Origin of the sequence: Pseudomonas sp. W2Aug9 (assembly GCF_023127755.1) — a bacterium.
Lineage (GTDB): Bacteria > Pseudomonadota > Gammaproteobacteria > Pseudomonadales > Pseudomonadaceae > Aquipseudomonas > Aquipseudomonas synxantha_A.
Window position 1 is genome coordinate 71,856 of sequence record NZ_SPKL01000008.1, and the last position, 15,558, is coordinate 87,413.

Below are 15,558 nucleotides of genomic sequence, written 5' to 3' on the forward strand. Positions count from 1 at the left end.
TCCCACACTAGACCGCGTTTATTCAGGAACAATAAGGTCAAAATGTGGGAGGGGGCTTGCCCCCGATAGGGCCGGCCCAGCCAACACAAGGCTCACCGCTTGGGCAGATACGCCGGCAAATAAAGCCCCACATAGGCATCAAACACGCGCATCCCTTCTTGCGCCATACGCGGCGTGATCAGCCCATGCTGATGCACTGAGCGCGCATACACGCGGTCGCTCAACTCCAGCGCCAGGGCAAATACATCCACATCCTTGGGCAAGCTCGGCACTTCGAAGTGGCGGTTGAACACCTCCAGCATCAAGTCCCCCAACTCCAGGTCATGCTGACGATCGGCCTGGGTGACTTCGGTCAGCCCGTGTTGGGCCAGGATCAACTGGCGTGCAGCGGCGTCCTGGTCATAAACGGTGAGCATGCGTTGTTCAACGATGCAGGACAGGTCGCGCCAATGCCTGAGTGACTCATGCTCGATAGGCGCCTGGATGGCGGCGCGGAAAGCGGCGTGTACGTCAGAAGTCAACGCCTCCAGCAACGCCGGCACGCTGGCGAAGAAGTGATACACCGACGACGGTGGAATCTGCGCCCGGTCGGCCACGCTGTAGATCGACAAACTCGCCACGCCTTCGGTGGCCAGCAAGGTGCGGGCGGCTTCAAGGATCGCGTCGATCCGGGCCTGGCTGCGGGCGCGGGGTTTGCGAGGGGCGGCGGGGCGGGTGGTCATGGATGTCTCCTACAAGGCAGCGGGCATTGTATGAGCAGGGAGGTGTGTTGTCTTCCAGACCGCCATCGGGAGCAAGCCCCCTCCCACAGTTGACCCCATTCCAAGTGTGGAACTCGGTCAGTGTGGGAGGGGGCTTGCCCCCGATGAGGTCGACTCGGTCTCCCAGGATAAACCCATAAAAAAACGCCACAGCCCAAAGGCCTGTAGCGTTTTTTCACAGCTGCAACCGCTTACACGGTATGCAGGTACCAGTTGTACTCAAGGTCGGAGATGGAGTGTTCAAACTCTTCCAGCTCACTTTCCTTACACGCAACAAAGATATCGATGTATTTAGGATCGATGTACTTGGCCATCACCTCGCTGTCGTCCAACTCGCGCAGGGCATCGCGCAGGTTGTTCGGCAGGCTTTGCTCGTTCTGCTCGTAGCTGTTGCCTTCCACCGGAGCGCCCGGTTCGATCTTGTTGGTCAGACCGTGGTGTACACCCGCCAGGACCGAAGCCATCAGCAGATAAGGGTTGGCATCGGCACCGGCCACGCGGTGTTCGATACGCACGGCATCGGAAGAGCCGGTGGGTACGCGAATCGCTACGGTGCGGTTGTCCAGGCCCCAGCACGGCGAGTTCGGCACATAGAACTGTGCGCCGAAACGACGGTAGGAGTTGACGTTGGGGCACAGGAACGCCATTTGGGCGGGCAGGGTCTCCAGCACACCGCCGATCGCGTGACGCAATGCGGCGTTCTGCTCGGGATCCTCGCTGGCAAAGATGTTCTTGCCGTCCTTGTCCAGAATGGAGATGTGTACGTGCAACCCGTTGCCTGCCTGCCCTGGGTAAGGCTTGGCCATGAAGGTGGTGTCCATCTCATGGTCGTAGGCGATGTTCTTGATCAGGCGCTTGAGCAGTACTGCGTAGTCGCAGGCCTTGATCGGGTCGGCCACGTGGTGCAGGTTCACTTCGAACTGCGCCGGGGCACTTTCCTTGACGATGGCATCGGCCGGAATGCCTTGCTCCTTGGCACCTTCCAGAATGTCCTGGAGGCAGTCGACGTATTCGTCGAGGTCGTCGATCAGGTAGACCTGTGTCGAGTGCGGGCGTTTGCCGGAGATCGGCGAGCGGGGCGGTTGTGGGCGGCCGTTCACGTTCTCCTGGTCGATCAGGTAGAACTCAAGCTCGAAGGCGGCGCAGATGGTCAGACCGAGGTCGTCAAACTTGCTTACAACTTGGCGGAGCACTTCGCGCGGGTCGGCGAAGAAAGGTTCACCTTCAAGTTCGTGCATGGTCATCAGCAATTGCGCGGTAGGGCGCTTTTGCCAGGGTTCATTGCACAGGGTGTCGGGGATTGGATAACAGATTCGGTCAGCATCACCGATGTCCAGGCCCAGGCCGGTGCTTTCCACCGTCGAGCCATTGATATCCAGGGCAAATAAAGAGGCAGGCAGGTTAATGCCCTTCTCGTAAACCTTGTGGAGGCTGGTGCGTTCGATGCGCTTGCCGCGCACCACACCATTCATATCCGCAATTAGAAGGTCTACGTACAGAACCTCAGGATGATCCTTAAGGAACGCGTTCGCTTCGTTAAGCTGAACGGCACGCGGGGGTACCGACATGATGCAACACCTTTGTTGTTAAAAATATCAATCATTGATCTTTTCTGGTTTCAGTCAACCCGAACGGCTTGCCGAAGTCAAGCGAGGCATTTTTTGCCCTAAAAAAGCGCCATGAAGCCTTTTTTGGGGCTTTTTGGGGCGGTTTTTTGGGTTTAAAGGTCTTTGGACCTGCAGGCTTGAGCGGGCCGTGTTGTATTTTTTACGGGGGTGTTGTGTAAAAAAATGAACAAGGCTAAGCTCGATTCAAACCCATAACAGCAATAATACCGGGGTGCTTCATGTTTCACCTGCCGCCATTCGGCGTCTCTGCGTGCTTGCGCCACACATTGTGCGCAGTCCGTTCGTCCCGCGTGAATGCTCACGCACCGGCCAATATTCTTGACGGCCCGTCCGACCTCCTCTTTACCAACGCCTGCGCCACCCACCCGCCCATATTCGCCGTGCCGATCATGATTCTGCACAACTTTGGCGTGAGGAATGCAACCCTTGGGCAAATGGCAGGTAAGCTCCTACCCTGAATGAACAAACGACGCGGATGCTGCGTCAACCAACGCCTGGCTTTTAACGGATGCCAGGAAACCCAGCCCAGAGGCATTTATGAGTAACAACCTCGACCAGCTCACCGATTGGTTGAAAGACCACAAGATCACAGAAGTCGAATGCATGATTGGCGACCTCACCGGTATTACCCGGGGCAAGATCTCGCCGACCAACAAGTTCATCGCCGAAAAAGGCATGCGCCTGCCCGAAAGCGTTCTGTTGCAGACCGTGACCGGCGACTATGTCGAAGACGACATCTATTACGAATTGCTCGACCCGGCCGACATCGACATGATCTGCCGCCCCGACCAGAACGCGGTATTCCTGGTGCCCTGGGCCATCGAGCCCACTGCTCAGGTGATCCACGACACCTACGACAAGCAAGGCAACCCGATCGAGCTGTCGCCGCGCAACGTGCTCAAGAAAGTCCTCAAACTCTACTCCGACCGCGGCTGGCAGCCCATCGTGGCGCCGGAGATGGAGTTCTACCTGACCAAGCGTTGCGAAGACCCGGACTTTCCGCTGCAACCGCCGATTGGCCGTTCCGGGCGCCCGGAGACTGGCCGCCAGTCTTTCTCTATAGAAGCGGCCAACGAATTCGACCCGCTGTTCGAAGACGTCTACGACTGGTGCGAACTGCAGGAGCTGGACCTCGACACCCTGATCCACGAAGACGGCACCGCGCAGATGGAAATCAACTTCCGTCACGGCGATGCCCTGTCCCTGGCCGACCAGATCCTGGTGTTCAAGCGCACCATGCGTGAAGCCGCGCTCAAGCACGACGTGGCTGCCACCTTTATGGCCAAGCCGATGACCGGCGAGCCCGGCAGCGCGATGCACCTGCACCAGAGCATCATCGACATCGCCACCGGCAAGAACGTCTTCTCCAATGAAGACGGGACCATGAGCCAGCTGTTTCTCAACCACATTGGTGGCCTGCAGAAGTTCATCCCTGAATTGCTGCCGCTGTTCGCCCCGAACGTGAACTCGTTCCGCCGCTTCCTGCCCGACACCTCGGCGCCGGTGAACGTGGAGTGGGGCGAAGAGAACCGCACCGTCGGCCTGCGCGTTCCAGATGCCGGCCCACAGAACCGCCGCGTGGAGAACCGCCTGCCGGGCGCCGATGCCAACCCCTACCTGGCGATTGCCGCCAGCCTGCTGTGCGGCTACATCGGCATGGTCGAAGGCCACAACCCGAGCGCGCCAGTAGTCGGCCGTGGTTACGAGCGCCGCAATCTGCGTCTGCCGTTGACCATCGAAGATGCCCTTGAGCGTATGGAAAACAGCAAGACCATCGAGAAATACCTGGGGCAAAAGTTCATCACAGGCTACGTCGCGGTCAAGCGGGCCGAGCATGAAAACTTCAAGCGCGTGATCAGTTCGTGGGAGCGGGAATTCCTGCTCTTCGCCGTCTGATGCGCCGGGCGCGCCCTTCAAACGGCGCGCCCTTCACTGAAAAGTCTAGGAGATTGGTATGTCCAGCAACAACCCGCAAACCCGTGAATGGCAAGCCTTGAGCAATGATCACCACCTGGCGCCGTTCAGCGATTTCAAGCAATTGAAAGAGAAAGGCCCAAGGATCATCACCAAAGCCCACGGCGTTTACCTGTGGGACAGCGAAGGCAACAAGATCCTCGACGGCATGGCCGGCCTGTGGTGCGTGGCGATCGGCTATGGTCGCGACGAACTGGCTGACGCCGCCGCCAAACAGATGAAAGAGCTGCCGTACTACAACCTGTTCTTCCAGACCGCTCACCCGCCGGTGCTTGAACTGGCCAAAGTCATTTCCGAAGTCGCGCCCGCCGGCATGAACCATGTGTTCTTCACCGGCTCCGGCTCCGAAGGCAACGACACCATGTTGCGCATGGTCCGCCACTACTGGGCGATCAAGGGCCAGCCGAACAAGAAAACCATCATTGCCCGCAAGAACGGCTACCACGGTTCCACCGTGGCCGGCGCCAGCCTGGGTGGCATGACTTATATGCATGAGCAGGGCGACCTGCCTATCCCGGGCATCACCCACATCGCTCAACCCTACTGGTTTGGCGAAGGCGGCGACATGAGCCCTGAAGAATTCGGGATCTGGGCCGCCAACCAGCTGGAAGAGAAGATTCTGGAGTTGGGCGTGGACAACGTCGGCGCCTTTATCGCCGAGCCGATCCAGGGAGCCGGTGGCGTGATCGTGCCACCCGCCACCTACTGGCCGCGCATCAAGGAAATTCTCGCCAAGTACGACATCCTTTTTGTCGCCGACGAAGTGATCTGCGGTTTTGGCCGTACCGGTGAGTGGTTCGGTAGCGATTTCTACGACCTCAAGCCACACATGATGACCATCGCCAAGGGCCTGACCTCAGGCTACGTGCCCATGGGCGGCCTGATCGTGCGCGACGAAGTGGTGGCGGTGCTCAACGAAGGGGGCGATTTCAACCACGGTTTTACCTACTCCGGCCACCCGGTCGCAGCGGCCGTGGCCCTGGAAAACATCCGTATCCTGCGCGATGAAAAAATCGTCAGCCGTGTACACGACGAAACGGCACCGTATTTGCAGAAACGTCTGAGGGAACTGGCTGACCACCCGCTGGTGGGCGAAGTGCGCGGCGTGGGTATGCTCGGTGCGATCGAGCTGGTGCAGGACAAGGCCACGCGCAAGCGTCATGAAGGCAAGGGCGCCGGCATGATCTGCCGAACCTTCTGCTTCGAGAATGGCCTCATCATGCGCGCCGTGGGCGACACCATGATCATTTCGCCGCCGCTGGTGATCAGCCAGGCAGAAATCGACGAGCTGGTGACCAAGGCCCGTCATTGCCTGGACCTGACGTTGGCGGCATTGCAGGGCTGAGTAGATAAATGCGGGGGCCGGTTGAAAGCGGGCCCCTGAACTTGCCAGACTGTCGTCCTGTTTTGTTGCCCTTTGGCTGGGCCCGAAACATAAACAATGTGCGGCCCAAAAAAGAAAAATCGGAGCATCACCCAATGAAGGCATTAGGTTTGAAAAACGCTGGCAAGACCCTCCTCGCCTTGTCCCTGATGGGCGCAATGGCGGGCGCGGCCCAGGCAGACAATAAAGTGCTGCACGTGTACAACTGGTCTGACTACATTGCACCGGACACCATCGCCAACTTTGAAAAAGAGTCGGGCATCAAGGTGGTGTACGACGTGTTCGACAGCAACGAGACCCTGGAAGCCAAGTTGTTGGCAGGCAAGTCCGGCTACGACATCGTTGTGCCGTCGAACAACTTCCTGGCCAAGCAGATCAAGGCCGGCGTGTACCAGGAGTTGGACACGTCCAAGCTGCCTAACTACAGCAACCTGAACAAATCCCTGCTCAAAGCCGTGTCGGTCAGCGACCCGGACAACAAGCACGCGTTCCCGTACATGTGGGGTTCGATCGGCATCGGCTACAACCCGGAGAAGGTCAAGGCCGCGCTGGGCGTGGACAAGATCGATTCGTGGGATGTGCTGATGAAGCCGGAAAACATCGCCAAGCTGAAAAGCTGCGGCGTGAGCTTCCTCGACTCGCCAACCGAAATGCTGCCAATCGCGCTGCATTACCTGGGCCTGCCGACCGACAGCCAGAAGAAAGCCGATCTCAAGCAGGCTGAAGACCTGTTCTTGAAGATCCGTCCTTCGATCGGTTACTTCCACTCGTCCAAGTACATTTCCGACCTCGCCAACGGCAACATCTGCGTGGCCGTGGGTTACTCGGGTGACATCCAGCAAGCCAAGTCCCGGGCGGCTGAAGCCGGTGGCAAAGTCAAAGTCGCCTACGACATTCCGAAAGAAGGCGCCGGCAGCTTCTTCGACATGGTCGCTATCCCCAAGGATGCCGAAAACGTCGAGGCCGCCTACACCTTCATGAACTACCTGCTCAAGCCGGAAGTGATGGCGAGCATCACCAACAGCGTGCGCTTCCCGAACGGTAACGAGAAGGCCACCGCACTGGTAGACAAAGACATCACCAGCGACCCGGGCATCTACCCGTCGGCGGACGTGCAGGCCAAGCTCTACGCGATTGCCGACTTGCCGGCCGCGACCCAGCGTGAAATGACCCGTAGCTGGACCAAGATCAAGTCGGGCAAGTAAGCCCTGGCAGCTGTGGGAGGGGGGTAAGCCCCTCTCCCACAAATTAGATCAAAGAAAGTTTTGCCGGATCGGTTTATCGAGGGTAAGTTGCGCGCCGGTTTTGTTGCCGGGCAACAACTTTGGGCCCAACTATTTAAGAGGACCTCCACTTGCCAATTTCTTTATTTCGCAAAGCCTTGCTGGTGGGTGCAGGTATCACGCTGGCTGTCAGCGTGCAGGCCGCATCGACGGTGCATGTTTATAACTGGTCGGACTACATCGGCCCCGACACCCTGGCCAACTTTGAAAAGGCCACCGGCATCAAGCCCGTGTATGACGTGTTTGATTCCAACGAAACCCTGGAAGGCAAGTTGCTCGCCGGGCGTACCGGCTATGACGTGGTCGTGCCGTCCAACCATTTCCTCGGCAAGCAGATCAAGGCCGGGGCGTTCCAGAAGCTCGACAAGTCACTGCTGACAAACTACGCCAACCTTGACCCGGCCCTGCTCAAGCGCTTGGAAAAGAACGACCCGGGCAACCAGTACGCGGTGCCGTACCTGTGGGGCACCAACGGCATTGGCTACAACGTCGATAAGGTCAAGGAAGTGCTGGGCGTCGACCATATCGATTCCTGGGCGGTGTTGTTCGAACCGGAAAACATGAAGAAGCTCGCCACCTGCGGTGTGTCGTTCATGGATTCGGCCGATGAAATGCTGCCGGCAGTGCTCAACTACATGGGCCTGGACCCTAACAGCACCAACCCGGCCGACTACAAGAAGGCCGAAGAGAAGCTGCTCAAAGTGCGGCCCTACGTGACTTACTTCCACTCCTCCAAATACATCTCGGACCTGGCCAACGGCAACATCTGCGTGGCTGCCGGTTTCTCCGGTGATGTGTTCCAGGCCAAGGCCCGCGCGGCCGAGGCGGGCAAGGGCGTGAACATCGCCTACGCAATTCCCAAGGAAGGCGGCAACCTCTGGTTTGACGTACTGGCGATCCCCAAGGATGCGAGCAACGTTAAAGAGGCTCATGCCTTCATCAACTATTTGCTGCAACCTGAGGTGATCGCCCAGGTCAGTGATTACGTCGGTTACGCCAACCCTAACCCCGGGGCGGACAAGCTGATGGAACAATCGATACGCACCGACGCAGCGGTTTACCCACCGCAGGCGGTTCTCGAGCGGACATTCGTCAACTTCGAGCTACCCCCGAAAGTGCAGCGTTTAATGACCCGTAGCTGGACCAAGGTCAAGACGGGCAAGTAAGGCTCAAACTATCCAAGGCTGGCCCGTATTGGGCGAGCTGCACTCTTTTTTTGGGAGTTTCGTAAATGGCAGTTGCCTCCGGCGCCTATAAGAAAGCCCTCGAGGGCGACCAGACACCGAAAAAGGTGCTGGTCAAAATCGACCGGGTCACGAAGAAGTTCGACGAGACGATTGCGGTGGACGATGTGTCCCTGGAAATCAAGAAAGGCGAGATCTTCGCCTTGCTCGGCGGTTCGGGTTCAGGCAAGTCCACCTTGCTGCGTATGCTCGCAGGTTTCGAGCGCCCAACCGAAGGCCGCATCTACCTGGACGGCGTGGACATTACCGACATGCCGCCCTACGAGCGGCCGATCAACATGATGTTCCAGTCCTATGCGCTGTTCCCGCACATGACCGTGGCGCAGAACATCGCGTTCGGCCTGCAGCAGGACAAGATCCCCAAGGCCGAAGTCGACGCCCGCGTGGCCGAGATGCTCAAGCTGGTGCAGATGAGCCAATACGCCAAGCGCAAGCCGCACCAGCTGTCCGGCGGCCAGCGCCAGCGTGTAGCCCTGGCCCGTTCCCTGGCCAAGCGCCCCAAACTCTTGCTGCTCGATGAGCCGATGGGCGCCCTGGACAAGAAGCTGCGCTCGCAGATGCAGCTTGAGCTTGTAGAGATCATCGAGCGCGTCGGCGTGACGTGCGTGATGGTGACCCACGACCAGGAAGAGGCCATGACCATGGCCGAGCGTATTGCGATCATGCACCTGGGCTGGATCGCCCAGATCGGCAGCCCGATCGACATCTACGAAACCCCTACCAGCCGCCTGGTGTGCGAGTTCATCGGCAACGTGAACATCTTCGACACCCAGGTGGTGGACGACGCCGAAGGCCATGCGGTGCTCAAGTGCCCGGACCTGGATCGCGACATCTACGTGGGCTACGGCATCGCTACTTCGGTGGAAGACAAGTCGGTGACCTACGCGATTCGCCCGGAAAAACTGCTGGTCACCACCGAAATGCCGACCTGCGAGCACAACTGGTCCAGCGGCAAGGTGCACGATATCGCCTACCTGGGCGGTCACTCGGTGTTCTATGTGGAGCTGCCGAGTGGCAAGCTGGTGCAGTCCTTCGTCGCCAACGCCGAACGCCGTGGCCAGCGCCCAACCTGGGGTGATCAGGTTTACGTGTGGTGGGAAGACGACAGCGGCGTGGTACTTCGCTCATGAACATGAAGAAATTCAAGCGGCGCTTGGATCGCATAATCCCCAATGGCAAGCAGGTGGTCATCGGGATTCCATTCCTCTGGCTGTTTCTGTTTTTCGCACTGCCGTTTTTCATCGTATTGAAAATCAGCTTTGCCGAAGCCGACGTGGCGATCCCGCCCTATACCGAGATCTACACCTACGTTGAGCAAAAGCTGCAAGTGGTGCTGAACCTGGCCAACTACAGCCTGTTGGCGGGCGACGAGTTGTACATCGCCGCCTACCTGGGCTCGTTGAAGATGGCGTTCTTCAGCACGCTGCTGTGCCTGCTGATCGGCTACCCGATGGCCTACGCCATAGCCACCGCGCGCAAAGAGATGCAGACCGTGCTGGTGTTGCTGATCATGATGCCGACCTGGACCGCGATCCTGATCCGCGTGTATGCGTGGATGGGCATCCTCAGCAACAACGGTTTGCTCAACGGCTTCCTGATGTCCATGGGGCTGATCAGTGAACCGTTGCAGATCCTCAACACCAACATCGCGGTGTATATCGGCGTGGTCTACTCGTACCTGCCGTTCATGATCCTGCCGCTGTACGCCAACCTGGTCAAACACGACCAGAGCCTGCTCGAAGCTGCCTCCGACCTCGGTTCGAGCACCTTCAACAGCTTCTGGAAAATCACCGTGCCGCTGTCCAAGAACGGCATCATCGCCGGCTGCATGTTGGTGTTTATCCCAGTGGTGGGCGAGTTCGTGATCCCGGAACTGCTCGGCGGCCCGGAAACCCTGATGATCGGTAAAGTGTTGTGGCAGGAATTCTTCAACAACCGTGACTGGCCGGTGGCTTCTGCCTTGGCCGTGGTGATGCTGGCGATCCTGATCGTGCCGATCATTCTGTTCAACCGCAGCCAGGCCAAAGAGCTGGAGGGCAAGATATGAAGCGCTTTCGTTTCTCCAGCTTCATGCTGGTCGCAGGCTTGTTGTTTATCTACCTGCCGATGTTGATCCTGGTGATCTACTCGTTCAACGAATCCAAGCTGGTGACGGTGTGGGGCGGTTGGTCGATCAAGTGGTACGTGGGCCTGCTGGACAACACCCAGTTGATGGGCTCGGTGGCCCGTTCCCTGGAAATCGCCTGCTACACGGCGGTGGCCGCGGTGGCGCTGGGCACGTTGGCGGCATTTGTGCTCACGCGTATCAGCCAGTTCAAGGGCCGTACGCTGTTCGGCGGCCTGGTGACGGCACCGCTGGTGATGCCTGAAGTGATCACCGGCCTGTCGCTGTTGCTGCTGTTCGTGGCCATGGCGCAGATGATCGGCTGGCCCCAGGAACGTGGCATCGTCACCATCTGGATCGCGCACACGACGTTCTGTGCGGCGTATGTGGCGGTGGTGGTGTCGGCGCGCTTGCGTGAGCTGGATTTGTCGATCGAAGAAGCCGCGATGGATTTGGGCGCGCGGCCGTGGAAGGTGTTCTTCCTGATCACCATCCCGATGATCGCGCCGTCGCTGGCGGCGGGCGGCATGATGTCGTTTGCGCTGTCCCTGGATGACCTGGTACTGGCCAGCTTTGTATCGGGCCCGGGTTCCACCACCTTGCCGATGGAAGTGTTCTCGGCGGTGCGCCTTGGGGTTAAACCCGAGATCAACGCGGTGGCGAGCCTGATCCTGTTGGCGGTGTCGTTGGTGACCTTCCTGGTGTGGTTCTTCAGCCGTCGGGCCGAAGAGCATCGCAAGAAGGCCATCCAGCAAGCCATCGAAGAAGCCGCGGCTGACGGCTGGCAACAGCCGGACAAGCGCCGGGCGCCTGCACCGGTCTAACTGCCGGAATGCGCTAAAAAATGTGGGAGCTGGCTTGCCTGCGATAGCGGTGTGTCAGTCGACGGATGAATCGACTGACACACCGCTATCGCAGGCAAGCCAGCTCCCACATTTGATTGCATTTCAGGCTAATTACATCGCCCAAGGCGACGTGCGAATCACCTGCACAAAATTCATCGGCCTGAACCCCGGCTCCTGATCCACCAGCACATCGGTCTTCACGTTGCCAAACGTGGTCTGCGGGCGATGGCGCAAGCCGTCGGCAAACGCGCAGATGATGCACTCCTTGAACCCTTCACCGCGTGGATGCGCATGCACCACCGCTTCGCGCTGCACCGTGGAAAATGCGGCGTAGTCCATGCCCAGCACGTCCATCTCCACCCCGGCGGTCACCAGCGCCACGGTGGGGCGCAGGTGTTGCGGCACACCCGGTGTGGTGTGCAGGGCGATGGACAACCACACTTGTTCGATATCGTCATCGCTCAGCCCGTAAGGCTTGAGGAACGCGGCGGCGGCATTGGCACCGTCCACTTCGAAACGCTGGTCGTCACTGCGATGACCTTCCACCAGGCCCAGGTCGTGGAACATTGCGCCGACATACAGCAGCTCCGGGTTGTAGGCCAGTTGCTTGCGCTCTCCGCTCAAGGCGCCGAACAGAAATACCCGGCGCGAGTGGTGGTACAGCAGGTCGGATTCGATGTCGCGGATGTATTCAGTGGTGGCTTTGGCCAAGGCGCTGTCGGGGATTTTGATGCCGGCGATGGTGGTGTTCATGGTGGTGCTCCTCTGGAAAGCATCCAGTCTGTTCGCGCTTGGGCGACGCAGCTATCGAGACGAGGGCGCGTTTTCGGCCAATGTGCTGCCACATCGCGCCAAGGCTGCGCGCGATCTAATGTGGGAGTTGGCTTGCCTGCGATAGCATCACCTCGGTATACCTGATGAGCCCAGGTGTCTGCATCGCAGGCAAGCCAGCTCCCACAGGGTTTTGCGTCAGCCCAGAGATAAAGGTCTCCCATGCACAAAACCGTCGCGATCCTGATCTTCCCCGGCGTCCAGTCACTGGACGTGACCGGGCCCATGGATGTGTTCTGCGAGGCCAACCGCTTCCTGGCGCCTGACGATCACTACCGCCTGGAGGTGATCGGTTTCGGCCACGGCACTCTGGCTGCCTCCAATGGCCTGTCATTGCAGGCGCACAAGCACTACAGCGAAGCCCGGCAGCCCTACGACCTGTTGCTGGTAGCGGGCGGCCCGCAACTGCCTTTCGAAGATTTCGGCCCTCAGTTTGATGAGTGGCTGCGCGGTGCCGCTGCCAGGGCACAGCGCTTCGGCTCGATCTGCAACGGCGCCTTCATGCTGGCCCGCGCCGGTCTGCTGGACGGTAAAACTGTCACTACCCACTGGAATGACGCCGCCAGCCTGGCGCGCCTGTGCCCTTCTGCCCAGGTCGAGGCCGACCGTCTCTATGTGCAGGACGGTAACCTCTACACCTCGGCCGGGGTCACGGCGGGTATCGATCTTTCGCTGTACCTGCTGGCCCAGGATCACGGCCCGGAAGTGGCGCTGAGCGTGGCCAAGCGCCTGGTGGTGTTCACCCAACGCTCGGGCGGGCAATCGCAGTTCAGCCCGTTTCTCACTCCCCATGCCGAGGCCACTTCGGCGGTGGCGCTGGTGCAGTTGTACGTGCTGGCCAACCTGACCGGGGATTTGACCATTGCCGATTTGGCCAGGGCGGCCAATATGAGTGCGCGCAATTTCTCCCGGGTGTTCGCCCGTGAAGCGCGGATCACGCCGGCGGAATTTGTCGAGAGAGCGCGGGTGGATGCGGCGCGGGTGATGCTCGAAAGCAGCCCGGCGCCACTCAAGACGGTGGCCTATCAATGCGGATTTCGCGACGCCCAGCACATGCGCAGCGTGTTCAATCGCCGCCTGGGCGTCACGCCGCAACAGTTCAGGCTTAACTTTGCGGCGCCGGTGTAGCGATAAACAGCTATCTGGCAGGCAACAGTTTCAGGGTGCCTCGGGTATTGGCCGTCACTTCCTCATCACTGAAATGCGCCTGCTCATACCCGCCTTCGATATAGCTTTGCGCCTGATCACCATAGTGAGCATCAAACGGTACGCCGCTTTGCCCCACTGGGTTGATGGTCAGTGCGTGGGCAGGGTCGGCGAAGTCGATCAGGCGCCGTGTCGAAGGCCCATAGGTCACTGGCCATGGCGCCGGGCCGATCGCGGCGGTCTGGTTATTCGGCACTTCGTGGCTGCCCGGTGCGGCGAACGGGCCGACGTTGAAGAGCTTATCCAGCGGTTTCTGCATGCCCAGCGGATGACCATGGGTCAAGGTGTGCGCCTTGCCCCACTGCCACTGCGCCGGGTCGTCGCCGAAGGTCGTCTTGAGGTGGGCCAGGCTGTTGTCCCAGGCGAGCTTGACGATATCCGCGCGCTTGCCATCCCACCAGGGTGAGTCCGCCGAGGCTGCCAGGCGTGGCAACGCGGCGTCGATCACACGGGTGGTGATCAGGCTCTTGAACAGTGCATCGCCCAGCTTCGGGTGGAAGGTCGCGTCGGCAAGGTTGAACAGGAACTGGTTGAACAGCGTGGCGCTGGTGGAGTCCAGCGGGTAGTCGCCTTTCCAGCTTGCGAGCTGTTCCACCAGCTTGAGCTGAGCCGGGTCCTTGATCCCTTCGCGCAGCACCGGCAGCAGCGGTGCGAGCAGGCGTGGGCCGTAGGCGGTGGTGGTGCCCAGTTGCAAAGCCTGGCTGTTGCTTACATCCCACTTCACGCTGTTGTCGCTCAACTGCGCGTTCAACTGCTGGCCACGGTCCGCGAGGTTGTAGTAGCCCGGGATCTCCATGCCGGTGGGCGATACCGGTTGGGCGTTGGCGGAGACCACATAGCCACGTGCCGGGTTCTCTTCCTGGGGGTTGGCGCTGAACGGGTAGAAGCCCAACTTGTCGGCCTGGGCGGTGCTGCCATCGAGGATGAACGCCGGGTTGACGCCGGCCGGGCGGATCGGCAACTGCGCTGCCGCCCACCAGCCGATATCGCCCTTGGCATTGGCCCATATGATGTTCAGGCCCGGTGCCGACACCTTGGCGGCCGCGGCACGTGCCTTGGCCAGGGTATCGGCGCGGTTGAGTTGGTAGAAGCCGTCGAGGATCGGGTTTTCGGTGTCCAGGAACGCCCACCACATGGCAATTGGCGTGCTGCCCGCGTTCTCGCCGAGCACGTCATTGATGATCGGGCCGTGGGGCGAACGGCGCAGCGTGAGGGTCACCGGCGCCTGGCCCTTGACCTGGATCTGTTGCTCGCTGCTGGTCATGTCGACCCATTGGCCGTGATACCAGACCTGGTTGGGGTTGTCCGGGTTGACCTTCTCGGCGACCAGATCAAGGTCGTCGTTCTGGAACATGGTCAGGCTCCAGCCGAAGTCCAGGTTGTGCCCCAGGAACGCCACCGGCACCAGCGCGTTGTGATAGCCGTACAGCTCAAAGCCTGGCGCCTGCAACTGCGCCTCGTACCACACCGATGGCACCGAGAAGCGAATATGCGGGTCACCCGCCAGCAACGGCTTGCCGCTTTTGGTATGGCTGCCGCTGACGGCCCAGGCGTTGCTGCCCTCGAACTGCGGCAGGCCGTTGTCGGCCAGGGCCTGCTCACTCAGGGCGGCGATGGCGCCGAGGGTTTGCCAGTCACTGGCCGCCAGGTTGAGCGCACCCTTGGGTTGCCAGTCGAGATCGAACACTTTCAGGTAGTCGCTGCCCAGATGGTCGCGCACGTAAGTCAGCACCGGCTCGGTACGAAAGGCGGCGGCAAAGCTGTAAGCCATGTACCCGGCGACGCTGATGCTGTCCTCGACGGTAAAGCGGCGCTTGGGGATGCCCAGCACGTCGAACTCCATGGGGCTGGCGTGGCTGTCCTGATATTGGTTGATCCCGTCCAGATAGGCTTGCAGGGCTTTGGACGACGCTGAGTCGGGGTCCATGTGCTCTGCGTAGCTCAAGGCGCGCTCACGAATGCGCAGGCTGCGAAACAGCTTGTCGGTCTCAAGCAGTTTGGGCCCCAGCACTTCGGCCAGTTCGCCACGGGCCAGGCGCCGCATGACCTCCATCTGGAACAGCCGGTCCTGGGCATGCACATAGCCCAGGGCGCGGTACAGGTCAGCCTCGTTCTCGGCACGGATATGCGGTACGCCACGGTCGTCGTAGCGCACCGTGACCGAGCTTTGCAGGTGGGCCAGCGGCACTGTGCCCTGACGCGTGGGCTGCTTGCTGTAGACATACCAACCGGCGCCGAGGGCGACCAGCGCAATCAGCACCGCGAAAATCTGCAAGACGCGCTTCATGAACATTCCTT

12 protein-coding genes are annotated in these 15,558 nt (G+C 60.1%); 8 read left to right on the forward strand and 4 right to left on the reverse strand.

Annotated features, from left to right (window positions below; all coding sequences use genetic code 11):
• Positions 1 to 92: 92 nt before the first annotated feature.
• Both E3O56_RS04960 and E3O56_RS04965 read right to left on the reverse strand, forming a co-directional pair.
• Positions 93 to 722 carry a TetR/AcrR family transcriptional regulator gene (locus E3O56_RS04960; RefSeq protein ID WP_248127936.1) on the reverse strand — a complete coding sequence of 210 codons (630 nt, stop codon included), beginning with the start codon at positions 720 to 722 and terminating at the stop codon, positions 93 to 95.
• 230 nt (positions 723 to 952) lie between these two features.
• Positions 953 to 2,329: a glutamine synthetase family protein gene (locus E3O56_RS04965; protein ID WP_003213894.1), complete on the reverse strand. Its 1,377-nt coding sequence runs from the start codon at positions 2,327 to 2,329 to the stop codon at positions 953 to 955.
• A gap of 597 nt (positions 2,330 to 2,926) precedes the next feature.
• Between E3O56_RS04965 and E3O56_RS04970 the strand changes: the two genes are divergently transcribed.
• The 7 genes from E3O56_RS04970 (at position 2,927) to E3O56_RS05000 (ending at position 11,202) form a co-directional block, all read left to right on the forward strand.
• Complete coding sequence (locus E3O56_RS04970; RefSeq protein WP_003195249.1) at positions 2,927 to 4,285, forward strand: glutamine synthetase family protein; 1,359 nt, start codon at positions 2,927 to 2,929, stop codon at positions 4,283 to 4,285.
• A gap of 58 nt (positions 4,286 to 4,343) precedes the next feature.
• Positions 4,344 to 5,708: an aspartate aminotransferase family protein gene (locus tag E3O56_RS04975; protein ID WP_103734202.1), complete on the forward strand. Its 1,365-nt coding sequence runs from the start codon at positions 4,344 to 4,346 to the stop codon at positions 5,706 to 5,708.
• A 149-nt stretch (positions 5,709 to 5,857) separates the two neighbouring features.
• The gene (locus tag E3O56_RS04980) at positions 5,858 to 6,952 is read left to right on the forward strand and encodes a polyamine ABC transporter substrate-binding protein (protein WP_032803992.1); all 1,095 of its coding nucleotides are present in this window, start codon (positions 5,858 to 5,860) and stop codon (positions 6,950 to 6,952) included.
• 149 nt (positions 6,953 to 7,101) lie between these two features.
• Positions 7,102 to 8,196 carry a polyamine ABC transporter substrate-binding protein gene (locus E3O56_RS04985; protein ID WP_005792355.1) on the forward strand — a complete coding sequence of 365 codons (1,095 nt, stop codon included), beginning with the start codon at positions 7,102 to 7,104 and terminating at the stop codon, positions 8,194 to 8,196.
• A 65-nt stretch (positions 8,197 to 8,261) separates the two neighbouring features.
• On the forward strand, positions 8,262 to 9,404 hold the full coding sequence (gene potA / locus E3O56_RS04990) for a polyamine ABC transporter ATP-binding protein (protein WP_003195240.1): 1,143 nt from the start codon (positions 8,262 to 8,264) through the stop codon (positions 9,402 to 9,404).
• Positions 9,405 to 9,439: 35 nt separating this feature from the next.
• Positions 9,440 to 10,321 (forward strand): ABC transporter permease subunit, encoded by an 882-nt coding sequence (locus E3O56_RS04995; RefSeq protein ID WP_231989070.1) that lies wholly within the window; start codon positions 9,440 to 9,442, stop codon positions 10,319 to 10,321.
• Positions 10,318 to 11,202 (forward strand): ABC transporter permease subunit, encoded by an 885-nt coding sequence (locus tag E3O56_RS05000; RefSeq protein ID WP_003195236.1) that lies wholly within the window; start codon positions 10,318 to 10,320, stop codon positions 11,200 to 11,202. The genes E3O56_RS04995 and E3O56_RS05000 overlap by 4 nt, the downstream gene beginning before the upstream one ends.
• Positions 11,203 to 11,334: 132 nt before the next feature.
• Here the strand turns inward: E3O56_RS05000 and E3O56_RS05005 are convergent, their stop codons facing one another.
• On the reverse strand, positions 11,335 to 11,976 hold the full coding sequence (locus E3O56_RS05005) for an HD domain-containing protein (RefSeq protein WP_248127937.1): 642 nt from the start codon (positions 11,974 to 11,976) through the stop codon (positions 11,335 to 11,337).
• Between the two features lie 240 nt (positions 11,977 to 12,216).
• Here E3O56_RS05005 and E3O56_RS05010 point away from each other — a divergent pair, with 240 nt between their 5' ends.
• On the forward strand, positions 12,217 to 13,182 hold the full coding sequence (locus E3O56_RS05010; RefSeq protein WP_103734203.1) for a GlxA family transcriptional regulator: 966 nt from the start codon (positions 12,217 to 12,219) through the stop codon (positions 13,180 to 13,182).
• A 10-nt stretch (positions 13,183 to 13,192) separates the two neighbouring features.
• On the opposite strand, the gene E3O56_RS05015 is transcribed toward E3O56_RS05010, so the two are convergent.
• The gene (locus E3O56_RS05015) at positions 13,193 to 15,547 is read right to left on the reverse strand and encodes a penicillin acylase family protein (RefSeq protein WP_248127938.1); all 2,355 of its coding nucleotides are present in this window, start codon (positions 15,545 to 15,547) and stop codon (positions 13,193 to 13,195) included.
• Between the last annotated feature and the right edge of the window lie 11 nt (positions 15,548 to 15,558).